The organism is Proteus sp. G2626 (assembly GCF_009915985.1).
Classification (GTDB): Bacteria; Pseudomonadota; Gammaproteobacteria; order Enterobacterales; family Enterobacteriaceae; genus Proteus; species Proteus vulgaris.
This window is the reverse complement of sequence record NZ_JAABNH010000009.1, coordinates 314,706-338,740: the sequence shown is the minus strand read 5'-3', so window position 1 is coordinate 338,740 and position 24,035 is coordinate 314,706. Positions and strand designations below refer to the sequence as shown.

Genomic DNA, 24,035 nt, shown 5'->3' with positions numbered 1-24,035 from the left:
GATTAAATTTGATGAATAAGCGCCCAGTTTAATAACAAACTGGGCGTTTTATTTTTCACTCTTCAAGGCTTATTTTTTATTGGGTGGTGTTAATTTAAAGACTTTTTCATTTTCTCCTAACCATTGGCGGGCGACTTGGTTGATATCATTCACTCTTAATGTTTTTATAATGGCTGGATTGGTGAGTAAACGCTGATATTGTTTGTCATCGGTTGCGACTTGTGCAAGGGCCTCTGTCCAATAACTTGCACTGTCATTGACCTGTGAATTTTCAGTTAGCCAGATATTTTTAGCCTCTTGTAACTCTTTCTCTGTAATACCTGATCGCTTAACTTCGTTGACGACTTTACGAGCTAAAGTGATAAGTTCATCAGCACGTTCTGGTGATGCGGTAAAATTTAAACGACCTGCGTAGTAACTTGTCGGTAATTTTGTGAGTATTTCAGAAAAACCCAGTGAGTAAATTCCACCTGCTTGTTCGCGTAAGTTAAGTCTTAAGCGTTGACTAACGACGGTATCTAGTAAATTCAGTGCCAGCACCTGTTGTTGTGACCATTGAGCAGGCGCTGCATATTGAATACTTACCATACTCTTATCACTGCTTGCGATAGGATATGTTTTGCTAAAGGAAGTCAGCTTTGGATTAATGGCTGGATCTGCCCAGAATAGACGTTGTTCAGAGCGTGTTGGCAGGCTGGCAACCCAGCGCTCAATCAGCGGTTTTATCTGATTAATATTGACAGAGCCACTGATAACTAATGTCATATCAGCAGGTTGCCCTAAAATCATTTGGTTGGTTTGTTTTAATTGTTGAGCTGTAAACTGTTTCCAAGCTCCTTGAGGCGAAACGATTAGACGCTCACCATTTTGATAACTTTCTTTATTGATATTATCTAAGAATGTGCGTTCAACAGGTGTTTTTGAAATACCTAATGCCATGGCTTGCTTCTGTTGATCTAACTTCTCACCATTAAACTGTGGAGAAGTTATTTTTAGATGCATTAATGTGAGTAAGGTTTCTAATTCGTCAATCGGGGCTTCGCCACGGAAACCATGGAATAACAGTTCACTGTAAGGACGTAAACTAATTTGGTGTTGTTTGGTAAATAACGCTAATTCACGTGCATTATAATGACCGTATCCACTTACTTCAGGTAATTTTAATGCCCACTGCACCATACCTAAGCTTTGATTCGTTTCAAGTGATGAGCCTCCTGGAATACGCAGAGAAACCTGAATATTATCTTTAAGATAATTGTCATTTTTTACAATCACTTTTACGTTATTGCTCAGTGTCCATTCTTGTGTTTTTTCAATCGGCAATGATTGTGTTGAAATAATTGAACCTGTGAGTTCAGGTTTAATATCTAACACAACAGCTTGCGTTTTTAACGTAAATGCCCCTAGGTTTGATTGTCTAATTTCTTGCCAGCGTTGTGCGACTTTGGTTGCATTAAACAAATTAGCATCACTATCAGGGCCAATGACGGCAACTCGTGGTGATGATTGTTTTAGGTATTGAGCAAAATAAGCTGATAATGTTTCAGGTGTGACTTTATTGATTAATTGATAACTTAAATTTAGCGCCTGTTTTTTAGTTTGAATTGGCATCTCCAATTCAATTGCCGTTGTGATTTGGTTGGCTAAATAATTGTGCTCATAATGCTCTTCACCCGTGGCTTGTTGGCTTAGACGTTTTAGCATTGCGTTACGGGCATTATCTAACTCTTCTTGAGTTACTGGAACAGAGGCTAGGCGTTGAACTTCTGTAAATAAGATATCTAATGCACCTTGATAATCATTGCCTTTAGGGTGCGCAATCATCAATTGTTGTGAACGACGAGAGTTCAGCATTGCGCCTTGCGTATTCGCACTAATAGAGGTAATTAAGCCATTATCAACGATAGTAGAGAAGCGTTGATTTAAAATTGATAACCATAATGAATCCATTAAATCTTCATATTGGCCCTGGCGACTGTTTAAAGGGGCGGGCAAAGTACGTTGCAAGGTGAACTGTAAGATACGTGAACCTTGCTCTTTGTCGAAAATCGTTTTAACCAGTAGATCTTTATGGTCAATAAAATTGTGCCAAGATGGTGAGTCAATGCCTTTATTCTCGCTATTTTTAGCATTAAATAGTTGTTTAATATCCGCAATAGCGTCACCTTGATTAAAGTTACCGACCAGCACTAATGCCATTCTTTCTGGTTGATACCAAGTATCATAATAGCGTTTGGCATCTTTGACATCGCCGTGCTTAACGATTTCCAAATCACCAATAGGATCACGTTCCAAATAACGACTACCGTAATAACGCAATTCTTCTAACTGACGGTTAATACGAAAACCGATACCTTGGCGTAAACGCCACTCTTCAACAATAACAGGGCGCTCTTTATCAAATTCAATAGGGTCAAATGTCATTTCAAATGCCCAGTCTGATAAGATCCTTAACCCTGTTTTAATCTGGATCGGGTTTGCATTCGGCAATGACAGTTTATAGGTCGTCGCATTTAAGCTTGTCGCGGCATTAACATGACTACCTAATTTCATGCCTAGGCTTTCAAGCTGTTTAAAGCCCGTAGTTCCCGGAAAATGAGTTGTCCCTTTAAATGCCATATGTTCAGTAAAGTGTGAAAAACCAAGCTGTTTTTCATCTTCTTGAACAGAACCACTTTTTACCAAAAGACGCATTTCAACACCTGTTTGTGGGCGTTGCAGTAAGTAGACCTCTAAACCATTATCTAGGGTAAAATGGCGAATATCAGGACGCAGCAATAGCGTGCTTTTGTCATTTTGATTCGAGGTGCTTGTCGCACAACCTAAAAGTGAAAGACTGACTGAAATAATCAGTAATTTACGATACATATTCGGTAACTCCAGCAGGTTGAGAGGAGGACTCGGTAGGGGCTTTGAGTGAAATCACATTATCTGCAATCACATGTGTAAAGCGTTGGTGGCTCACTAAGGCAATACCTGTAGTTGGCAGATGTTGTTTTAGCAACTGCAACATATTCAATGCATTTTGTTCATCAAGTGCAGAGGTGGTTTCATCTAATAAAATAAGATCAGGTTTATTGAGCAATAAACGGGCAAAAATAAGACGTTGTTGCTCACCGCCTGATAGACGTGTTGTCCAATCCGTTTCCAGTGAAAGTTGGTTTTTTATTTTGTCTAAGCCCACCAAATGAAGTACTTCTTCATACTCTTTAGTGGAGAATTGATTAGGCTGACAAGGATAAGCGAGCAAACTGTCTAAACGAGCAAAAGGCAGATACATACGTTGTGGGATCCAACACACATTTGGTGAACGTTGAATTTCCCCTTTGAAATAAGGCCAATGCCCACTTAATGCTCTAAGCAGTGTTGATTTACCTAAACCAGAGCAACCTTCAATAACGGTTAACTCACCTGCTTTTACAGAGAAGTTAATATCTTGGATTAACAGGCTGTCATCTTGCATAAACAGAGAAAGGTTGGCTTTCAATTTAGTCTGTTTATCATTTAAATCGGTGATTTCTGGCTCATGATCATGCTCTAAAAGTACCACGAAGTTATAAAGACGAGTCACCGTTGCCTGCCATGCGGCAATCTCTTTATAAGAGAAAATAAACCAGCTTAATGCACCTGCAACACTAGAGAATGCTTGTCTTAATTGCATTAATCCCCCTAGCATTAATTCGCCAGCAAGGAATTTAGGTAAGGCAAAAATAATCGGTGCCATTGCAGTCGCTTGTTGATAGCCCACAGTAAAGAATGCAAGATTTCTTTCGTAGCGAATGAGGTTGTTCCAGTTACGAATAACCCCTAAAAAACGACCCATTAATTCATTACGATCGCTCATTTCACCCCTCTGACCTGCAATTGCATCACCATGTTGTTTACGGGTGATGAGAGCAGTACGGTAATCAGCCTCTTTGCGCTGTTTATCCATATTAATCTTACGCAAGGGGGAGCCAATAAACTGCGTAATGGTGATCCCGATAATGGTATAGATAATGCAAGCCCAAAACATATACCCAGGAATAGTCCACTCACTCTTCCCTAATGTGAAAGAAATGGCACCAGACAATGACCAAAGAATGGTAGCAAAAGAGATAAGTGTGAGTAACGAGTGTAAGAACGTGACCGTTAAGCGCATTGTTGATTCAATTAGTAAACGAATATCTTCTGCAATACGCTGATCCGGGTTATCAGGCTCTTGAGACGTCAGTCTTAACATGTAGTGTTTACTGTTTTTTGATAACCAGCGACCGAGGACTTGTTCAGTCATGCCTTCTCGCCAGCGAATAACCATTTTTTGGCGTAAGAAATCACCCATTACCACGACAGTCATTAATCCCGCAATAATAACAACAAATTGTTGAAGAAGTGTGTAGAGCGCTTGTCCATCAAGTTGCTGTAATGCGTTATAGAAACTGCCATTCCATTCATTCATTTTGACGTTAAACCAGACGGATGACAGGGTTAAGGTCAAAGAGACAATCAATAGACACCAGCAGTAAAGGGCTTCACGCTGCCCCCAAAAAGGTGAAACTAAATAGAAAAATTGTTTTATTGTTTTCATTGCTTATTGGTCATATTTTTTATTGTGTATCGACTTGGTTGCTCACATTAACTTCAACTTCGGCAATTTATTAATAGTCGTAGCTGACTTGTAACCAGAACTGACGACCTGGTTCATACGATTTGTATTCTTTATCTTTGTAAGTAAAGTGATCAGCAACGTTTCGAGTATTTAATACGTTGTTAACTTCAATTGACATACCAACACCATGAGCAAACTCAGGTTGCCAGCTTAGTTTGGTATCCCAAGTAAAGCGGCTACTGTAGTTCTGTTTTTTATAGGCATAAATATAACCCGCTTCAGGTGTTTTAATTGGGTTGCCGTTATTGGTTTTTTCTGCTTGAGAGCGCCAGCTATTCCATTGTAATTGGTTAAACCAAGTCACATTCCATTCATCCCAAACACTCGTAAGATCTGCTGTGATTTTTAATGGAGAGTTGAAGTTACCAGAGGGTAAGTCTTTGGCATCAATGATTTTTCCGTCATATAGCACTTTGTTTCGGTTAACGTTTTGAGTATTTGGACTAAAGTCAGCATAACCTGAATCTTTAGGGGTATTGGTTTTGCTTTGTTGCCAACTTATTGAAGCATTAAAAATATGATCAGCTTGTGCTAATTCCCAAGGCTGGCTATTTTTCACCGATAAAGTCACAGTATCGTGTGAACTACGACCCTTGTTATTGAATGCACGAATATTCATTTTTTCGTAATTAGTGCTACCTGGATATTTTGTATCACTACGCACTTCATCACGACCATTACGATGAACGTATTGTAAACGCCAAGTGGTTGAGGCGATTTCTTGTTGCAAGCCTAATGTGAATTCGTCGTTGTAAGGCGTTTTTAAAGAATCTAGACCGTCAAAGTCTGTACGGTTATTCCAATTGGCATTAGGTGATTCGCAATTGAAGTAACAGTGTTGCAAGCCTGCATTTTGTGCCCCATACAATGCATAAGTTAACATGGAGCGGCCGTAGTAACGGTTTACACCACCGATTAAGAGCGTATTGCCTGTGCCCCAAATATCATAAGTACCACTTAAACGAGGTGAAATATTGTTTCTTTGAACAAAATCATCTCTATCTAAACGAATACCAGGACGCAGTGTTAAGCGTTTATATTGAATATTATCATCAAGATAGATTGCATAGTTTGTATAGGTTGCACTATGGCTTCCTGATCGGAAGCGTGTTGTATTTGAACGTCCGCCACTCCACTCGTTTGTATCGGGATTAGTTATTCCTGTATAGAAATAACTATAAAAATCTTTATCTCTGATATAAGAGCCTTTAGTTCGAGCAACTTCAAAACCCGTTGTGGGCTGGTGTATGGTTGAGCCTAAGTCGAACGCGTTAAAGCGCATTATCGCTTTAGTGCTTACGGTTTCTTGATTACTCTTTAGATCACCCTGACCCCCACTGTTATAACTTGTTGGTGTTGACCAACCAGTAATTGCATCATCTAAACGAATAAAGTAATTTTGATCATTCGTTCGTTTATCTTCTAGTTTTTGATAACCCGTTGTTAATTCTAATGTACCGAGATCTAATTTATGTTTATAAAGCGCAGTGAAACTTAAACCATTATGCTCATTATCATAGCCTGAGTTATAGACTGAACCTGAGAATAAATAGCTTTTATAACGCGCGATATTACTTGATAAATCAAGAGATTGGGTCTCTGAAATATCCCAAGAATATTTAATAAAATAGTTATCTGAAGTACGAGTTTGGTCGCGATAACCTGCGTTTTGTTCAACTTGTTCTAATTGATAGTCAGGTGTGTGAATAAAACCACCCGCACTACTCATCATCATCGGAATGGTTGATTCACGGCGAGAAGCAGAGAATATTAAACCTGTATGCTCAGTTAACCCTGTTTCAAACCAACCACCAAAGTTTTGTTTGTCGTATTTTTTCTGGAAACGGGCAGGATTACTAAAATCATTATTGGCTGTATCAAAATTTAGTTTTGGATCAGTAAAAATATTATTCCAACTTGAGCGCGTTGTGCGGTAATAAGCATTAGCATGAGTTTCACCAGACCAGCGACGACTTTGCACATCAACGGTGCCTCCTGTAAACCCGCCAAATTCAACAGGAATATTGTTATCGTAAACCGTGACGCTATCAATTAAACGACTATCAAGGTACATCCCTTGTTCATCACTGGTCACTCGAGTATTGGTTTCACCATTACCTGAATTAGCCGGATCAAAGTCATTGTTAAAACTGACACCATCAAGTTTATAAGAGTTTTGATAACTGCTAGAACCATGAATAGAAATACGTGAAGGTTTAATTTCACCCTGATTCATTGACGTGCTGTCATTATTGGAGAATTGAACTGCGGGGTTACTTTTTAGTAAGTCAGTGATGTTGCCATCACCGGTATTACGCTGTTTTATCTCTTCTGACGTGAGGTATTGAGGTGCTGAAACAACATCGGTAGCAGGATGATAAGTACTACCGACACCCGTGACTTTTACTTCAGGAATAATAATCGCGTTAGTCGTTACGAGAGGGCGAATAACAAATCCACTTCCTTGTGGAATAATGTCTAACCCACTACCTATTAAAACTTTTTGTAATGCAGTTTGAGTGTCAAATTGACCAGAAAGTGCTGGAGCACGTAGATTTTTGACCGAATTTGCATCAAATAAAATTTGGACTTGTCCTTGTTTTGCAATAGTGCTCAATGAGTCAGCCAAAGACTGTTCTGGTAAGGCCACAGAAATGGTAGATGCATAAGCACAAGGTACAGCAATAGTGGTACTTATAAGTAACGCTAGCAGAGACCTCTTAAGGGTCTCTTTTTTGTTATTCATTTTCATTTCACCAATCCCATTCACTAACTTAATAATTGTTGTTACTAAAGAAGAGGTGGAAATGAGAATTATCCTCACATGCAAAAAAGAATATTTTTCATATTTATTTTTACTTATTGATAATTAACGCATTATTTTTATCGGTGAAAACGACATTAACCGGCAATATAAGTGGGATTGCAGTAATAAAGCCTTTTGCATCGCTAATATTGGCAACACCAGAGACTTTCATTTTGGCAATATCGGGTGAGGCAATTTGAATATTAATATCAAGGTAAGGTTTGAGTTTAGTTATCACTTCATTCAATGGTTGTTCAAAGAAATGCAGTTGACCAAAACGCCAACTTCCTACGGCATCAATATTAACCGAAGAGATAACAAAACTATCGTTGTCTAATTTGCTGGTGGCCTGAGAACCGGCATACAAAAAAGCTGGAGAAGATTTAGGAGTTGCTTTTACTTCAACGATCCCTTCATGTACTGCAACATTAATTTGGTTGTTATTATAGCGATTGACTTCGAATTCAGTACCAACAACTTTGATTAATCGTGAGTCTGCTTGTACATAGAATGGACGATAAGGATTTGATTTTACTTTGAAATAAGCTTGACCTTTATCTAGCCATAATCGTCTTTCTTCTTGTACATAAGCGACTCTGACTTGTGTATTTCTGTCTAAGTAGACTTGAGAGCCATCAGCTAAAGTCATTTCTTTTGGTAAGTCGCTGGTTGCAAGCGTCATATTATCCATTAGTAATGCGGGTAAATGACTATAAGGGAGATATAAAACAGTGAGTAGGCAAAAAGTTGCGGTAGTGTGGATGACGGGGCGCCAAAGAGAACGTTTTTTCTTTTCAACAGTAGTTATTGTTGGTCGTGATAATGCATCACATTGACGCCAAATACCCGCAATATCTTGATACGCTTGCTGATTGACATCATTTTCTATCCAGTCTTTAAATTCTTGGCGTTGTTTGGGGGTCATCCTTTGGCTGTGTTGTCGGGTGAACCAAAGGGCTGCTTGCTCGTCAATAGAATCATTGAGTAATTCATCATCAGCTCCTAAGAAAAGAGGAGCGGTTTCCTCATTTGTATGAGGTTTAGTTTCCGGTATGTTTTTTTCCGGCTTACTCATCATTCGTGCATTTCTCCTGTCCTGCATCGACGTATCTTTTGCAATGTAATAGCGCAGCTGCAATATGTTTTTCCACCATACTGATTGAGATTTCCATTTGTTCTGCAATTTCGCTTTGTGATAAACCATCAAAACGATAAAGAATAAACGCTTCTCGTCGGCGTGGGGGCAATGTTGCAATTGCTTCACTAAGTAGATCTAAACGTTGTTGATGCTCTAGGACATACCCAGGATCGAGCTCAGTTGTATAATTTTGAGCAACATCATCTAATTGATAATCATCCTGATAGATATCTTTTTGCTTTTGATTTTTTCTCCAATGGTCAATCAAAACATGGTTCGCTATTTTAAACAGAAAAGCACGCTGTTGTTGCACCGGTGTTTGTTCTTTTCTGTTTAACCATAGTGTAAACACATCTTGAGACAAATCATCCGCATCATGGTAATTCCCCGTACGTTTGTGGAAAAAACGCACAAGTTGTCCATAGGTTGATTGATAGGCACAACTAATTTTTTGTGCCAATGATTTATCGCTAGCCATATTCTCTGGTGTCTAAAAAAGAGTGAAATAATAAGCTCTTACTGCTTCTCAAGCGAACAAGTTATAATAATTATCAAGCTAATTTTTTATTGTATTATTAATAATAAGCAATATCATTTGTGTTTGTATTATGCCTATAATTCATCAGAAAGAAAATCAGAGGCAAGAATTATGAGTAGTATGTCGGCGACTTTTCAACGCCGTTGGTCGTTTTCTCTTGGTGGATTAACTGCCAGTATTTTATTTCATACAACGCTAGTCGTTATCGCCATTGGCTGGATAACCTCTAAAGATGAACGTCATGGCGTTTTACCTCCCGCAATGACAATGGATCTTGGTATCTATCAATTAGCTCAGACAGAAACAAAAGATGTTCCTGTTGGGCCTGAAAAAGTGATGTCTGTTCCTGAGCCCGCAGAAACAGAACCTGAGCCAATTAAAGAAGTATTGGATTTACCAAAAATGCCGGTGGTTGAACAAGGAACTTATGAACATATTCCCGAAAAGCCAAAAGTAAAGCCAGTGGTTAAGCCAAAACCCGTTGCAGTAAAAGTCCCTGATGATCTCCCTATCTCAGAAGCCCCCTCTGAAGTAACGAGTGCACCGATTTCTGGGACGAGTACAGCCAGTAGTGCGCAATTTAATAGTTTCTCATCTTCTTCCGTAAGTGGGCAAATGGGGTGGGAAAGTTTGGTACATAGTCATATTGAGATGTATAAACGCTATCCAAGAACAGCGATACGTTTTAAAGCGACAGGTGTGACACAGGTTTCTATTGTGTTAAATGCCAAAGGTGAATTATTAGAGGCCAAAGTGGAAACATCATCAGGTAATCGCATTCTTGATCGAGAAGCGTTAAATACTATTAAACGGGCTTCGCCATTTCCTGCACCAGAAAGTTATCGTTTAGACAATGGGAGTATTTCATTTACAGCGCCTTTAAGCTTTGATTATAGGCAAGAGAGTTAATTAATACTGATTTACAAGTATTTATTAAATAAAAGATAATAAAAGAATTATTTAAATATAATCTAAATACAAAAAAGCAGAGAATAATCTCTGCTTTTTTGTTATCGCATAGAGTCAATAAATTCGATTATTTACTCATACGTTTGTACTTCATGCGACGAGGCTGAATAGCATCGTTACCTAATGTACGTTTTTTGTACTCTTCATATTCAGTAAAGTTACCTTCGAAGAATTCCACTTTACCTTCATCTTGGTAATCGATGATATGTGTGGCAATACGGTCAAGGAACCAACGGTCATGGGAAATAACCATGGCGCAACCAGGGAACTCTAACAGCGCATTTTCTAATGCACGTAAGGTTTCAACGTCGAGGTCGTTGGTTGGTTCATCGAGCAGTAACATGTTACCGCCAACTTGTAGCAGTTTAGCAAGGTGTAAACGACCACGTTCACCACCAGAAAGTTCGCCAACACGTTTACCTTGGTCAACGCCTTTAAAGTTAAAGCGGCCAACATAAGCACGACTTGGAATTTCAAAGTTACCAATACGCATAATGTCTTGGCCACCTGAGACTTCTTCCCAAACAGTTTTACTATCATCCATGCTGTCGCGGAACTGATCAACAGATGCTAACTTAACAGTATCACCTAGCACTAAAGTACCTGAGTCTGGTTGTTCTTGACCTGAGATCATACGAAATAGCGTTGATTTACCCGCACCGTTAGGGCCGATAATACCAACAATAGCACCTTTAGGGATAGAGAAGCTGAGATCATCAATCAGAACACGATCACCATAAGATTTTGTTAGATTATTAATTTCTAACACTTTATCCCCTAAACGTGGCCCAGGTGGAATAAAGAGTTCACTGGTTTCATTACGTTTTTGATAATCAACGCTATTCAGTTCTTCAAAGCGAGCCAGACGTGCTTTGCCTTTTGCTTGACGACCTTTAGGATTTTGACGGATCCACTCAAGCTCTTTTTGAATTGATTTATGGCGAGCAGCTTCTGTTGCGGCTTCTTGCTCTAGACGCGCATCTTTTTGCTCTAACCATGAAGAGTAGTTTCCTTCCCATGGAATACCTTCACCACGGTCAAGTTCTAAGATCCAACCCGCGACGTTATCAAGGAAGTAACGGTCGTGCGTGATTGCAACAACAGTACCTTCATAATCGTGTAAGAAGCGTTCTAACCAAGCCACCGATTCAGCATCTAAGTGGTTAGTTGGTTCATCTAATAACAGCATATCTGGTTTTTCTAACAGAAGACGGCAGATAGCAACACGACGGCGTTCACCTCCTGAAAGTTTCTCAATTTTTGCGTCCCATTCAGGTAAACGCAACGCTTCTGCTGCACGCTCTAGTTGATTTTCAAGGTTATGGCCATCATGAGATTGGATAATTGCTTCTAATTGACCTTGTTCTTTAGCTAATTTATCGAAATCAGCATCAGGATCAGCATAAGCAGCATAAACTTCATCGAGGCGGTTTAATGCGTTTTTCAGTTCGCTAACGGCTTCTTCAACGGCTTCACGTACTGTATGTTCGGGGTTTAATTTTGGTTCTTGTGGTAAATAACCAATTTTGATACCAGGTTGTGGGCGTGCTTCACCTTCAATATCGGTATCGATACCCGCCATAATGCGAAGTAATGTTGATTTACCGGCACCATTTAGACCCAGTACACCAATTTTCGCACCCGGGAAGAAGCTGAGTGAAATGTTTTTAAGGATATGTCGTTTGGGTGGGACAATTTTCCCGACACGCAACATACTATAAACGTATTGAGCCACTATAATTACCCTTTGATTATAAAAGAGATTTTCTCTGAGGCGCCGTTTTTCGCGATAAAAACAAATTTTTTGTAATTAAGTCGCGTTTTTAAGGCACCTAAATGAACAATAGCAAAGTCAATGCCAGTAATTTGCCAAAGACCCGAAAAAGATGAAAGTCGCCAGTATACCCGATTTATAAAAGAAAACCTTAGTCAAAAGCGAGGTTTTTATCTACCTTTCGTGCTTCCTCTGAAAGTAATGAAAATTTCTCTTAAAGAGGGGAACTTACATTGTTAATGATTATCATATTAGCTAATGTATTCAGTATTTGGTGGTTTATTCGAGGTGGGAGATATTACGTGGTTAAGCAAAAGTGGTCATTAGCAGTCGCAATAGGAGCTTTGTGTTTTTCAACATGGGCACAAGCAGATTCATTAAGTGAACAACGTGTTCGCTACCAAGAGATTAAGGCTGCATGGGATCTTAAAAAAACAGATGAAGTAGAAAAATTACTCCCGACATTAGAAAACTATCCACTTTACCCTTATCTGGAATATCGCCAAATTACCGATAATCTTGATGTTATTGCACCGGCTGTGGTGACTGAGTTTGTGGCCAAATACCCAACATTACCACCAGCAAAAGCACTTCCTTCGCTATTTGTAAATGAATTGGCTAAGCGTCAAGAGTGGCAAAATCTACTGACCTTTAGTCCTAATCCACCAAATCCTAAAGCGGCTAGATGTAACTATTATTATGCTAAGTGGGCAACCGGTGATATTCAAACGGCATGGATAGGGGCTAAAGAAGCATGGCTAAATGGCACATCAATGCCATCAAGTTGTGATCCTCTTTTTGATGAATGGGAAAAAGCTAATCAATTAACACCAGAACTAGTATTAGAACGGATTAACTTAGCAATTAAAAATGGTAATACAGGGCTTGCGGCATATTTAGCAAGACGTCTTCCAGAAAATTATCAAACGATGAGTGATGCGTTGGTTGAATTACAAGACTTTCCAAACTTAGTGGGGCGTTATGCAACCGTGCTTTCACCGACTGATTTCTCTCGTTCCATCATACAATCTGCATTTTCACGTTGGGCGAGAAAAGATGCAGATGCAGCTCGAGCTCAACTGGATAATATTGCGCATGCACAAAAAATGACGGCAAGTGAACGTCAGTTAATGCGTGATACCGTGGCATGGCAATATATGCCTTATGCGACACCTGAGCAGGTAAAATGGCGCGATAGTGTGATCCAAGATACTGCATCTGATACCTTGCGTGAACGTCGTGTACGTTTAGCATTAAGCCAAAATCAACCTGCTGAATTGTCATTGTGGTTAGAAAGGCTCTCTCCTGAAAGTAAAAATAAGGAAGAGTGGCGTTATTGGCGTGCAATGGTGTTGCAATCACAAGGTAAAAATAGTGAAGCACAAGCGATTTTAGAAGCACTAACACAAAATCGTGGCTTTTACCCAATGGTTGCTGCTTCTAAGCTCGGTAAGCCTTATGTAATGGTGATAGATAAAGCACCGAGTGTTTCATCAAGCATCCCTAATCAGCCAGAAGTACAACGTGTTCGTGAATTAATGTATTGGCAAATGGACAACTTGGCGCGCTCAGAGTGGGCAAACTACGTTGTCTCACAACCAGCACAAATGCAATCTCAATTAGCACGTTATGCATTTGAACAAAAATGGGCTGATTTAGCAGTACAAGCCACTATTACAGGAAAAATGTGGGATCATTTAGAAGAGCGTTTTCCACTTGCTTGGAAAAATGAGTTTGAGCAATACACAAAAGATAAATCTATAGATCGTAATTATGCGATGGCAATTGCTCGCCAAGAAAGTGCATGGAACCCACAAGCACGCTCTTCAGCTGGTGCAACAGGGTTAATGCAGGTAATGCCAAAAACTGCTGAGTTTACAGTAAAACAAGCGGGTATTACCGGCTATGTCAGTAGCGCGCAGTTAACAAACCCGGTGAAAAATATTGAGATTGGTACTGCTTATCTGGATTCTGTCTATCAAAGGTTTAACCAAAACCGTATTTTAGCTAGTGCTGCATATAATGCAGGCCCCGCGCGTGTTGATCGTTGGTTATCTGATGCAAATGGCCAATTAGATGCTATTGCGTTTGTAGAAAGTATTCCTTTTGCAGAAACCCGTGGTTATGTAAAAAATGTACTCTCTTTTGCTGTTTTTTATAGTTATTTTGCGGGCGAACAGCAACCGATATTAACTGAGAATGAATGGAATAGCCGTTATTAAGGGATAAAACAGCGATTTATCGTGAGAGCCTCTTTGTCCATTAGCAAAGTATGATATAGTTTGTACTAGTTAATGAGTGTGGCAAAAAGAGGCTTCCACGATGCAAGATCCTGCATTATCACCTGAAGAGAATGAGCACTGGCTAAGATTTGTTGAGTTATTACAACATGCATTTGAGCAAGATGTGCAATTTCCTATTTTACAGCTTTTAATGACACCTGATGAACGTAGTGCTTTAGCGACACGAGTACGCATTGTGCAAGAGTTAATGCGGGGAGACTTAAGTCAGCGTGAGCTAAAAGAAGAGTTAGGCGTTGGTATTGCTACTATCACTAGAGGCTCTAATAGTTTAAAAACTGCGCCACATGAAGTGAAGTTATGGCTTGAAAAAGAGCTAATGACAAAAAAATAGTTGCATTATGACTATGTAAATTAGAATAATAAAAAGCCATTTAATCACATGATTAAATGGCTTTTTGCTTTCTTTTTATCTAAAAAAACCGATCAGGTTAGTTGTTAATCTTCTTTTTGATTGAGTTCTTTATAGATAGCATGAGTTACAGGCACTAATGCCAGAACTAATGCTTGCTGATAAACAGACGTACGACTGAGTAGGCCATCGGTAAAATAACCAATTGCACCACCGCGCTGTTTAATGTTATCAATTTTGGTTAAGAAGGCCATTTCATCACCAAGCTCTCTGCCTTCACGGATCCCTTTTAAGATCTGTTCTGGTAGCATAAGACTTGCAGAGCGTGATTCACCTCGAATTTGTCCATGCTCGACAACAATCCAAGCAAAAGTCATATCATCTTCAATACCGGCTTCAACACCAACCCAAAAATCTGCTTCTGGACGAACTTGTCGGGCTGCCATCACGCGTTGACGTGCGCCAGTTCTCGTTTCTGTATTTCCGATAGGTTGTTGTGGAACACGGCTATCGACATTAATATCTTCAATATCAAAGGTATCTTTACCGAACACTTGCTCAAAAGCGAGTTTTATCGCGTTGATTTTTGCTGGATTCGTAGTGGCTGCAATGACATGATACATAATGAATTAATCATCCTTTGAAAAATTAGAGCAGTATAACGGAAAAAATGTATGTTACAGGTCTATCTTGTTCGCCACGGTGAAACTGAATGGAACGTGGCGAGACGTATTCAAGGGCAATCTGATAGCCCACTGACAGCAAATGGTGTGCGTCAAGCACAGCAAGTTGCTGAAAAAGTAAAATCAGCAGGCATTACCCATATTATCTCAAGCGATCTTGGCCGTACTCGTCAAACGGCAGAAATCATTGCACAAGCTTGTGGCTGTGAAGTAATCACTGACTCACGTTTACGTGAACTCAATATGGGCGTTCTTGAACAGCGAGAGATCGCAACATTAAAGACACAAGAAGAGGCTTGGCGCAAGAGTTTGATTGATGGTACACCTGATGGGCGAATTCCCCAAGGAGAATCAATGGCAGAATTAGCGACCCGAATGAAGGCTGCGTTAAATCAATGCCTTGATTTACCCCAAAATAGCCGTCCACTTTTAGTGAGCCATGGTATTGCATTAGGGTGTTTATTGAGTACAGTTTTGGGATTACCTGCATATGCAGAACGTCGTTTAAGACTGCGTAATTGTTCAATATCACGTGTCGATTATCAAAATAGTCCTTGGCTTGCCAATGGTTGGGTGATTGAAACGGCAGGTGATGTAAGTCATCTTACTGATACTGCATTAGATGAAGTTCAACGTTAAAAAATAAAAGCTCTCTTTGAAATGATTATCAAGAGAGCTTTTTCTTATGCGGTTACATCTTCACGTTTAATGGGGATGTAATATTCAAAGCGTTCGATATGATCTTGTGGTTCAGTTACCATCTCATTACTGTAACGCACATTTTTAAGATAGTATTTTTCGACGTCATAACCTTTACGGCGAGTTAGCCCCATAGTGGGTAAACAAACACCATAAATCAGGAATAAAAACTCCTGCATTGCACCTCGTTTCGCCTCACCTTCGAAATCAAAGCGAATATAATCGCCACCGGCTAATGAGACCTCATTGGCTGCATCATCCTCAATAAATGTTGCATAGTCAGGTTCAACTGCAGTGGTGTAAAGTACACGTTGTTCATCTTCATGTTCATCACTATGTTGTGCATGATGAAGACCATAAACTTGGTGAGGAACCGCATTTATTTTGCTCATATAGTAACGCCAAAATGTTTGGCGCATATCAGAACAGGCATCAGCCCATTGTTCAAGTGTATGGCTACATGTTTGCTCAATACCAATGAGTTTTTTCTCAGATAACTGCACAAATTCCCATTTAGGTAAATGTTGAGGATCTAAGGTAATTGGTGGGCAAATTCCTACCGCACACCATTCATCAGTGCGACGATAAAGAGCTGGAGTTCTATTAAATTGCTTTTTAAAAGCACGGGTAAACGTTTGTTGGGAATCAAAACGATATTGCAAAGCAATGTCTAAAATAGGGCGGCTCGTTAAACGTAATGCAACGGCAGCGCGAGATAGACGCCTTGAACGAATATAAGAACCAATCGCTTGTCCTGTAACTTCTTTAAACATGCGTTGTAGATGCCACTTGGAGTAGCCTGCTTTGGTTGCGACATTATCGAGGGATAATGGCTTATCGAGGTTACTATCAAGCCAAGCGAGCAAATCACGTATGATGTTGGTTTGATCCATACATCTCCCTTAGTCATATTCGTTTATTTATTGTTGTAGATGGTAAATAGGCTAAACACCTATAACAAGTTATATTGTTAGGTAATCGTAAAATATAGTCTTTTTCGGTGATAGATGTACACAAATTCTTCTATCAGTTAGCAAAAGATTGTTTTATTCTAGGTTTAATTATTTTCTCATCTTTTCAATGGAACAAAGTAAATATGTTAAATTTCAAAAAGATGCTAGCTGTGTCTATCTTACTCCCTTTTTCTTTGATGGCAAAAGCGGAAGAAATTGGCTATGTCGATACTGTGTTTAAGTTTTTTGGTGCTAACCATAAAATTGTGATTGAAGCGTTTGATGATCCTGAAGTTAAAAATGTGACTTGCTATTTAAGCCGAGCAAAAACGGGAGGGATCTCAGGAAGTTTAGGTCTTGCTGAGGATACGGCAGATGCGGCAATTTCTTGCCAGCAAGTGGGGCCTATTGAGTTAAGTGAAAAGGTGATAAAAGGAAAAAATCGAGGTGATGTTGTTTTCCAAAAAAGAACGTCTTTAGTCTTTAAAAAGCTTCAAGTTGTCCGTTTTTACGATAAAGAGCGTCATGCGCTGATTTACCTAACCTATTCCGATAAAGTCATTGATGGATCGCCAAAAAACGCGATTAGTGCAGTGCCTATTATGCCGTGGAAAGAGTGATTTTGAATTATTAGATAACTCAATGGTTAATAAAATTAATCTGAATAAGGTTTGAAATTTTTTTTAACAAGTCGCTCTATTTTTTTTCAAAATAGTTGCTGAGATCAATTTTCACCTTTTGTGATTTTATTAAGACGATTTTAGATAAAAGAAAACCCCCGAATAAAAATCGGGGGTTTTTTTATAAATTAACTATTTGATATAGAATCAAATTACTCGTCTAAATCACCACAGAAACGATAACCTTCACCATGGATTGTGGCAATGATTTCAGGAGTATCTGGTGTAGATTCGAAATGCTTACGAATACGACGAATTGTAACGTCGACAGTACGATCATGCGGTTTCAATTCACGACCTGTCATTTTCTTCAGTAATTCTGCTCGAGTTTGGATTTTTCCAGGATTCTCGCAGAAATGTAGCATCGCACGAAATTCACTGCGTGGTAATTTGTATTGTTCACCAGCAGGACTGATCAGTGAGCGACTATTAATATCAAGCTCCCAACCATTGAATTTATAGCTCTCGACTAAACGGCGTTCTTCTGTGCCATTAACTAAATTCATGGTACGTGACAACAAGTTACGAGCACGAATCGTTAATTCACGAGGATTAAAAGGTTTAGTTATGTAATCATCAGCACCAATTTCAAGGCCTAAGATTTTATCAACTTCATTATCACGACCCGTTAGGAACATTAATGCAACACTTGCCTGTTCTCGTAATTCACGAGCCAGTAACAGCCCATTTTTACCAGGAAGGTTAATGTCCATAATGACCAGATTAATATCGTGATCAGAGAGAACATTGTGCATTTCGTTGCCATCAGTGGCTTCGTGTACGATATACCCTTCAGCTTCGAATATGCTTTTCAGGGTATTACGAGTAACTACTTCGTCTTCAACAATCAGAATGTGCGGGGTTTGCATATTTGCTACCTAAAATTACCAAAAATAGAAAAAGGAAATCTGTGTTTAACTTCTGTGTGTGCACTTGTGTGGTTATTCATTTTTGTTATTAGCACGCAAAAACTAGACCCAGATTGAAATTCGATAAATAACCATCACGTTATTACAAAAAAATTACGATTTTAATCGACAATGAACGCTAAAATCAGAATGCAAAACGCCCATAGTCTATTAACAGCAATATAACACCAGTTGTATTAAATACCATCTAAAAAGCTAACTTTTGTTGACACATATCAAAATCAAGATAACAGCTTAACCCTGATTTCAATAGTTAACTATATAATTTGATTTATGTAATGTAAAAGAAAAATATATGTTAAATATAGTGGGGATTATTTTTTTTACCAGTTTTGTTACACAAATTAAAGGAGCCTAAAATACCTTATTCCTTATAAAAGTACAAATCCCCAAATAACACCAAAATAGTAGCTTTATTTTCTTTATTTATCCCTTTGTGATAGCAATATCTATACTACAATAGGAGTAACGATCGAATATATTTCATTTAGGTGAAATTTATTTTTTGAGTAAAAAAAAGAAAAAAATTGACATCTCTCTCGCTTTGCTTTAACCAGTATATAGTCAAACTAAATTTGAGACAGACAGGATAGTTATGCGTAGTTACAGCCCAGTTAAAATGACAATTATTACCACCACCGGAATTTTATATTGCGGGACGGGCTGTCGCATATAAAAAACGAAAATCGAAAAAGCCCGCATTGAGAAATGCGGGTTTTTTTTTGGGTGAAAAATCAGGAGAGTTGTATGCGAGTGTTAAAATTTGGAGGAACTTCAGTTGCCAATGCCGAGCGTGTGCTGAATGTTGCTGATATCGCTGAGAAAAAAAGAGAGCAAGGACAAGTCGCTCTTGTATTATCAGCACCAGCTAAAATAACAAATTATTTGGTTGCAATGATTGAAAAAACGGCAGAAGGCGAAGATCCCCTCACTCAAGTACGAGAAGCCGAACAAATTTTTGCCAATTTATTACAAGGTTTAAGAGAAAAACAGCCTGGTTTCGATTATGAACGTTTAAAAGATAAAGTTGAGCGTGAATTTGCTGAAATTAAACATATCCTTCATGGAATTTCGTTATTAGGACAATGTCCTGATAGCATCAATGCGGCAATGATTTGTCGTGGTGAAAAGCTCTCGATCGCCATTATGGAATCGGTTTTACAAGCTCGTGGCTATAATGTCACTGTTATTGATCCTGTAAAAAACTTACTCGCACAAGGTCACTATCTAGAATCTACCGTTGATATCCCTGAATCGACTCGTCGCATTTTGGAACTTAATATCGTGAAAGACGATATGATTTTAATGGCAGGTTTTACCGCCGGTAATGAAAAAGGTGAACTGGTTGTATTAGGTCGCAATGGTTCAGACTACTCAGCTGCAGTATTAGCAGCCTGTTTACGTGCTAAATGCTGTGAAATTTGGACTGATGTTGACGGTGTTTATACTTGTGATCCACGTTTAGTGCCTGATGCACGTTTGTTAAAAGGCATGTCATATCAAGAGGCAATGGAACTGTCTTACTTTGGTGCCAAGGTACTTCATCCTCGTACAATTGCGCCTATTGCCCAATTCCAAATACCTTGTTTAATTAAAAATACGGGCAATCCAGATGCGCCGGGTACCTTGATTGGTGATGGTCAAAAAGATGAGAGCACACCTGTTAAAGGAATAACTAACCTTAATAATATGGCAATGATCAACGTATCTGGGCCTGGAATGAAAGGAATGGTAGGAATGGCGGCTCGCGTGTTCTCGGTAATGTCGAGAGCGGGGATTTCAGTTGTTCTAATCACACAGTCTTCTTCTGAATACAGCATTAGTTTTTGTGTGCCACAAAAAGAGCTGATAAGAGCGCAAAAAGCATTATCAGATGAATTCTATTTAGAATTAAAAGATGGCGTACTTGATCCATTAGATATTATGGAAAATGTAGCGATTATCTCTGTGGTGGGTGATGGTATGCGTACCCTGAAAGGGATTTCAGCACGATTCTTCTCTGCATTAACACGTGGCAATATCAATATTGTTGCTATTGCTCAAGGGTCCTCTGAACGTTCTATTTCTGCGGTTATTGCTAATGATTCAGCAACCAATGCGGTACGTTTATGCCATCAAATGTTATTCAATACAAATCAAATTGTTGAAGTTTTTGTGATTGGTGTGGGGGGAGTAGGTAATGCATTAATCGAACAAATTCATCGTCAACAGGCATGGTTGAAAAATAAGCACATTGATCTTCGTGTATGTGGTATTGCTAATTCGCGCGCGATGTTAACGAATATGCAGGGTATTGATTTAGATAATTGGCAACAAGCATTAAAAGAAGCCAAAGCGCCTTTTAGCTTTAGTCAACTTATTCGTTTAGAAAAAGAGTACCACTTCTTAAATCCAGTGATTGTTGATTGCACATCAAATGAGGAAATTGCGCAACAGTATGCAAATTTCTTACAAAATGGCTTTAATGTGGTTACACCAAACAAAAAAGCGAATACGCTGTCGATGGATTATTACTATCAAATCCGAAAAGCCGCGGAAGCTTCACGTCGCAAATTTTTGTATGACACTAACGTGGGTGCCGGTTTACCAGTTATTGAAAACTTACAAAACTTGCTTAATGCAGGTGATGAACTAGTTCAATTTAATGGTATTCTCTCTGGCTCGCTCTCTTACATTTTTGGCCAGTTAGATGAAGGTAAGAGCTTGTCAGAAGCAACACTTTCAGCGAAAGAAAAAGGCTTTACAGAACCGGATCCTCGAGATGATCTTTCTGGTATGGATGTCGCACGTAAATTACTGATTTTAGCTCGTGAAGCGGGTTATAAATTAGAGTTAAGTGATATCGATGTAGAGCCTGTATTACCGGCTTCATTTGACAGCACGGGTGATGTTGCTAATTTCTTAAGCCGTTTACCTCAAGTTGATGTTGAGTTTGATGCTAAAGTCGAAGAAGCGCAGAAAGAAGGTAAAGTATTACGTTATGTTGGTATTATTAATGAGGGGCAGTGCCAAGTTAAAATGATGGCTGTTGATGCTAATGATCCTCTGTTTAAAGTAAAAAATGGTGAAAATGCTTTAGCCTTTTACACTCGCTACTATCAGCCAATCCCATTAGTGCTACGTGGGTATGGTGCGGGTAATGATGTTACTGCTGCTGGAGTGTTTGCAGATGTATTACGTACCTTATCATGGAAATTGGGAGTTTAAGCGTGGTTAAAGTTTACGCACCGGCATCAATAGGTAACGTGAGCGTCGGATTTGATGTTCTCGGCGCCGCAGTTTCACCTATTGATGGGCAATTACTTGGCGACTGTGTCGCAATTGAAGCAGCATCATCATTTACACTGGAAAGTAAAGGGCATTTTGTTAGCAAATTGCCTGCTGATCCTAAACAAAATATTGTGTATCAATGTTGGCAATTATTCTGTGAAAAACTAGGCAAAGAACTTCCAGTTGCAATGACACTTGAGAAGAATATGCCAATTGGTTCAGGTTTAGGATCAAGTGCTTGTTCTGTTGTTGCCGCATTAGTTGCACTTAACGAATTTGCTAAAAAACCCTTCAACGAAAGACAATTATTATTAATGATGGGTGAATTAGAAGGGCGTATTTCGGGGAGTGTACATTTTGATAATGTTGCGCCTTGTTATTTAGGTGGATTACAACTCATTCTTGAGCAAAATGATATTATTTGCCAATCAGTGCCTGCATTTGATGACTGGTACTGGGTAATGGCCTACCCAGGAATTAAAGTCTCTACGGCACAAGCTAGAGCGATTTTGCCAAAACAGTATTCAAAAGAAGATATTATTAATCATGGCCGTTATTTATCTGGATTTATTCATGCTTGCCATACACAGCAATCCGAGCTGGCAGCCAATTTAATGAAAGATGTGATAGCAGAGCCTTATCGTACTCAATTGCTTCCGGGATTTGAAAAGGCCAGAGAAGCTTCTCAAAAAAAAGGGGCATTGGCTTGTGGCATTTCCGGCTCAGGTCCTACTCTTTTTACCATCACCGATTCATTAGAAATTGCACAAGATATGGCCGAATGGTTAAAACAACACTATGTACAAAACAGTGAAGGTTTTGTGCATATCTGCCGTTTAGATACGCGTGGCGCAAGACAGATAGGGTAAGTCATGAAATTATACAATTTAAAAGATAATCAAGAGCAAGTGAGCTTTGCTCAAGCAGTAAAGCAAGGTTTAGGTAAACACCAAGGCCTCTTTTTCCCACAGGACTTACCATCGTTTTCTAAAGATGAAATTGATGAATTATTAGCGCTTGATTTTGCAACGCGCAGTAGCCGTATTTTAACGGCATTTATAGGTGATGAAATTCCAGCTGATGTATTAGCAAAACGAATTAAAACTGCATTTGCATTTCCTGCCCCAGTGACTCAGGTTGAAGATGATATTAGCTGTTTAGAGCTTTTCCATGGCCCCACACTGGCATTTAAAGACTTTGGTGGCCGCTTTATGGCGCAAATGTTGTCAGAAGTAGCAGGCAATCAACCGGTTACTATTTTAACTGCAACATCCGGTGATACGGGGGCTGCTGTTGCTCATGCATTTTACAAATTAGAAAATGTACAAGTGGTTATTCTTTATCCTGAAGGCAAAATTAGCCCATTACAGGAAAAACTGTTCTGTACATTAGGTGAAAATATTCACACTGTTGCAATTAAGGATGACTTCGATGCTTGCCAAACATTAGTAAAACAAGCTTTTGATGATGAGTTTTTAAAGAAAACAATGTATTTGAATTCAGCAAACTCTATCAATATTAGTCGATTACTTGCTCAAATTTGTTATTACTTTGAAGCGGTTGCTCAAATTCCTACTGAAAAGCATGAACAGCTCGTGATTTCTGTACCAAGTGGTAACTTTGGTGATTTAACGGCAGGTTTGTTAGCAAAATCTTTAGGTTTACCTGTTAAGCGTTTTATTGCGGCAACAAACGTCAATGATACAGTTCCTCGTTATTTAGATAATGGAAAATGGGAACCCCATCGTACTGTTGCAACATTGTCTAATGCAATGGATGTTAGTCAACCTAATAACTGGCCTCGTATTGAAGAATTGTACCGTCGTAAAGGGTGGGATCTTTCTGATCTTTCTCATGGTGCTGTCACGGATAAAACAACCGAAGAAACTGTACGGGAATTAGCAAAAAAAGGTTATATTTCAGAACCTCATGCGGCAGTTGCTTACCGTTTACTGCGCGATGAACTTCAAGAGGGAGAATACGGACTATTTTTAGGTACTGCACATCCAGCAAAATTCAAAGAAAGTGTAGAACGTATTTTAGGTGGTGAGTTGCCACTTCCTAGAGAGCTAGCAGAACGTGCGGATAAAGAATTGTTATCACACTTCTTACCCGCCGATTTTGCTCAATTACGTGCATTCCTACTTGAAAGAGCACCTAAGTAATAATTACTTTAAATAATTAAATTTATATTTAATTAAATAGCCCAATAAAGTATTGGGCTATTTTTTTATTAAAAATAAGAAAATAAGCATTTAAAATAAATAAAAATTAATTTATATAGTTTATTTCTAAT

Annotated in this window: 17 protein-coding genes; 8 read left to right on the top strand and 9 right to left on the bottom strand. The window is 39.0% G+C overall.

The genetic code is table 11. The annotated features are described in order from the left end of the window. Window positions 1–69: 69 nt before the first annotated feature. From GWJ05_RS05840 to GWJ05_RS05820, 5 genes are all read right to left on the bottom strand, one after another. Window positions 70–2,868, bottom strand: a complete 2,799-nt coding sequence (locus GWJ05_RS05840) for a M16 family metallopeptidase (protein WP_161681167.1) — start codon at window positions 2,866–2,868, stop codon at window positions 70–72. Next, complete coding sequence (locus GWJ05_RS05835; RefSeq protein ID WP_103005017.1) at window positions 2,858–4,567, bottom strand: ABC transporter ATP-binding protein/permease; 1,710 nt, start codon at window positions 4,565–4,567, stop codon at window positions 2,858–2,860. Before GWJ05_RS05835 ends, GWJ05_RS05840 begins: the two co-directional genes overlap by 11 nt. Window positions 4,568–4,637: 70 nt before the next feature. Further along, entirely contained in the window at window positions 4,638–7,400 is a 2,763-nt protein-coding gene (locus GWJ05_RS05830; protein WP_123821911.1) for a TonB-dependent receptor, read from the bottom strand. A gap of 103 nt (window positions 7,401–7,503) precedes the next feature. Next, window positions 7,504–8,532 (bottom strand): FecR family protein, encoded by a 1,029-nt coding sequence (locus GWJ05_RS05825; protein ID WP_237585077.1) that lies wholly within the window; start codon window positions 8,530–8,532, stop codon window positions 7,504–7,506. Beyond that, the gene (locus tag GWJ05_RS05820) at window positions 8,522–9,070 is read right to left on the bottom strand and encodes an RNA polymerase sigma factor (protein ID WP_036933001.1); all 549 of its coding nucleotides are present in this window, start codon (window positions 9,068–9,070) and stop codon (window positions 8,522–8,524) included. The genes GWJ05_RS05825 and GWJ05_RS05820 overlap by 11 nt, the downstream gene beginning before the upstream one ends. Before the next feature lie 171 nt (window positions 9,071–9,241). On the opposite strand from GWJ05_RS05820, the gene GWJ05_RS05815 reads away from it, so the two are divergent. After that, the gene (locus GWJ05_RS05815; protein ID WP_036933000.1) at window positions 9,242–10,039 is read left to right on the top strand and encodes an energy transducer TonB; all 798 of its coding nucleotides are present in this window, start codon (window positions 9,242–9,244) and stop codon (window positions 10,037–10,039) included. A gap of 127 nt (window positions 10,040–10,166) precedes the next feature. Here GWJ05_RS05815 and ettA read toward each other — a convergent pair whose 3' ends face one another. Further along, the gene (gene ettA, locus GWJ05_RS05810) at window positions 10,167–11,834 is read right to left on the bottom strand and encodes an energy-dependent translational throttle protein EttA (protein ID WP_036932999.1); all 1,668 of its coding nucleotides are present in this window, start codon (window positions 11,832–11,834) and stop codon (window positions 10,167–10,169) included. A 341-nt stretch (window positions 11,835–12,175) separates the two neighbouring features. Here ettA and sltY point away from each other — a divergent pair, with 341 nt between their 5' ends. Both sltY and trpR read left to right on the top strand, forming a co-directional pair. Then, window positions 12,176–14,095, top strand: coding sequence for a murein transglycosylase (gene sltY, locus GWJ05_RS05805; protein ID WP_036938683.1), 1,920 nt, complete (start codon window positions 12,176–12,178; stop codon window positions 14,093–14,095). Window positions 14,096–14,195: 100 nt separating this feature from the next. Further along, window positions 14,196–14,507: a trp operon repressor gene (trpR, locus tag GWJ05_RS05800; protein ID WP_036932998.1), complete on the top strand. Its 312-nt coding sequence runs from the start codon at window positions 14,196–14,198 to the stop codon at window positions 14,505–14,507. 104 nt (window positions 14,508–14,611) lie between these two features. On the opposite strand, the gene yjjX is transcribed toward trpR, so the two are convergent. Continuing rightward, on the bottom strand, window positions 14,612–15,148 hold the full coding sequence (gene yjjX / locus GWJ05_RS05795; protein WP_036932996.1) for an inosine/xanthosine triphosphatase: 537 nt from the start codon (window positions 15,146–15,148) through the stop codon (window positions 14,612–14,614). A 51-nt stretch (window positions 15,149–15,199) separates the two neighbouring features. On the opposite strand from yjjX, the gene gpmB reads away from it, so the two are divergent. Further along, entirely contained in the window at window positions 15,200–15,847 is a 648-nt protein-coding gene (gene gpmB, locus GWJ05_RS05790) for a 2,3-diphosphoglycerate-dependent phosphoglycerate mutase GpmB (protein ID WP_087802936.1), read from the top strand. Window positions 15,848–15,891: 44 nt separating this feature from the next. On the opposite strand, the gene robA is transcribed toward gpmB, so the two are convergent. After that, window positions 15,892–16,800 (bottom strand): MDR efflux pump AcrAB transcriptional activator RobA, encoded by a 909-nt coding sequence (gene robA, locus GWJ05_RS05785; protein ID WP_036932993.1) that lies wholly within the window; start codon window positions 16,798–16,800, stop codon window positions 15,892–15,894. 221 nt (window positions 16,801–17,021) lie between these two features. Here robA and creA point away from each other — a divergent pair, with 221 nt between their 5' ends. Further along, window positions 17,022–17,480: a protein CreA gene (creA, locus tag GWJ05_RS05780; RefSeq protein ID WP_174704115.1), complete on the top strand. Its 459-nt coding sequence runs from the start codon at window positions 17,022–17,024 to the stop codon at window positions 17,478–17,480. A gap of 212 nt (window positions 17,481–17,692) precedes the next feature. Here the strand turns inward: creA and arcA are convergent, their stop codons facing one another. Beyond that, window positions 17,693–18,409, bottom strand: a complete 717-nt coding sequence (arcA, locus tag GWJ05_RS05775; protein ID WP_006535263.1) for a two-component system response regulator ArcA — start codon at window positions 18,407–18,409, stop codon at window positions 17,693–17,695. Window positions 18,410–19,216: 807 nt separating this feature from the next. Here arcA and thrA point away from each other — a divergent pair. The 3 genes from thrA to thrC are packed head-to-tail and all read left to right on the top strand — an operon-like array spanning window position 19,217 to window position 23,904. Then, a complete protein-coding gene (gene thrA, locus GWJ05_RS05770) occupies window positions 19,217–21,676 on the top strand; it encodes a bifunctional aspartate kinase/homoserine dehydrogenase I (protein WP_161681165.1) in 2,460 nt (819 codons plus the stop codon). Continuing rightward, the gene (thrB, locus tag GWJ05_RS05765; RefSeq protein ID WP_036932988.1) at window positions 21,658–22,608 is read left to right on the top strand and encodes a homoserine kinase; all 951 of its coding nucleotides are present in this window, start codon (window positions 21,658–21,660) and stop codon (window positions 22,606–22,608) included. Before thrA ends, thrB begins: the two co-directional genes overlap by 19 nt. A 3-nt stretch (window positions 22,609–22,611) precedes the next feature. Beyond that, window positions 22,612–23,904: a threonine synthase gene (gene thrC / locus GWJ05_RS05760; RefSeq protein WP_087802938.1), complete on the top strand. Its 1,293-nt coding sequence runs from the start codon at window positions 22,612–22,614 to the stop codon at window positions 23,902–23,904. Window positions 23,905–24,035 lie beyond the last annotated feature (131 nt).

What these genes read in the sequence shown, in the direction of transcription:
- thrA (WP_161681165.1), top strand. Translation starts at nt 19,217, where the DNA reads ATGCGAGTGTTAAAATTTGGAGGAACTTCAGTTGCCAATGCCGAGCGT.
- robA (WP_036932993.1), bottom strand. Translation starts at nt 16,800, where the DNA reads ATGGATCAAACCAACATCATACGTGATTTGCTCGCTTGGCTTGATAGT.
- thrC (WP_087802938.1), top strand. Translation starts at nt 22,612, where the DNA reads ATGAAATTATACAATTTAAAAGATAATCAAGAGCAAGTGAGCTTTGCT.
- creA (WP_174704115.1), top strand. Translation starts at nt 17,022, where the DNA reads ATGCTAGCTGTGTCTATCTTACTCCCTTTTTCTTTGATGGCAAAAGCG.
- GWJ05_RS05815 (WP_036933000.1), top strand. Translation starts at nt 9,242, where the DNA reads ATGAGTAGTATGTCGGCGACTTTTCAACGCCGTTGGTCGTTTTCTCTT.
- GWJ05_RS05835 (WP_103005017.1), bottom strand. Translation starts at nt 4,567, where the DNA reads ATGAAAACAATAAAACAATTTTTCTATTTAGTTTCACCTTTTTGGGGG.
- GWJ05_RS05825 (WP_237585077.1), bottom strand. Translation starts at nt 8,532, where the DNA reads ATGATGAGTAAGCCGGAAAAAAACATACCGGAAACTAAACCTCATACA.
- thrB (WP_036932988.1), top strand. Translation starts at nt 21,658, where the DNA reads ATGGAAATTGGGAGTTTAAGCGTGGTTAAAGTTTACGCACCGGCATCA.
- yjjX (WP_036932996.1), bottom strand. Translation starts at nt 15,148, where the DNA reads ATGTATCATGTCATTGCAGCCACTACGAATCCAGCAAAAATCAACGCG.
- GWJ05_RS05840 (WP_161681167.1), bottom strand. Translation starts at nt 2,868, where the DNA reads ATGTATCGTAAATTACTGATTATTTCAGTCAGTCTTTCACTTTTAGGT.
- gpmB (WP_087802936.1), top strand. Translation starts at nt 15,200, where the DNA reads ATGTTACAGGTCTATCTTGTTCGCCACGGTGAAACTGAATGGAACGTG.
- GWJ05_RS05820 (WP_036933001.1), bottom strand. Translation starts at nt 9,070, where the DNA reads ATGGCTAGCGATAAATCATTGGCACAAAAAATTAGTTGTGCCTATCAA.
- GWJ05_RS05830 (WP_123821911.1), bottom strand. Translation starts at nt 7,400, where the DNA reads ATGAAAATGAATAACAAAAAAGAGACCCTTAAGAGGTCTCTGCTAGCG.
- trpR (WP_036932998.1), top strand. Translation starts at nt 14,196, where the DNA reads ATGCAAGATCCTGCATTATCACCTGAAGAGAATGAGCACTGGCTAAGA.
- arcA (WP_006535263.1), bottom strand. Translation starts at nt 18,409, where the DNA reads ATGCAAACCCCGCACATTCTGATTGTTGAAGACGAAGTAGTTACTCGT.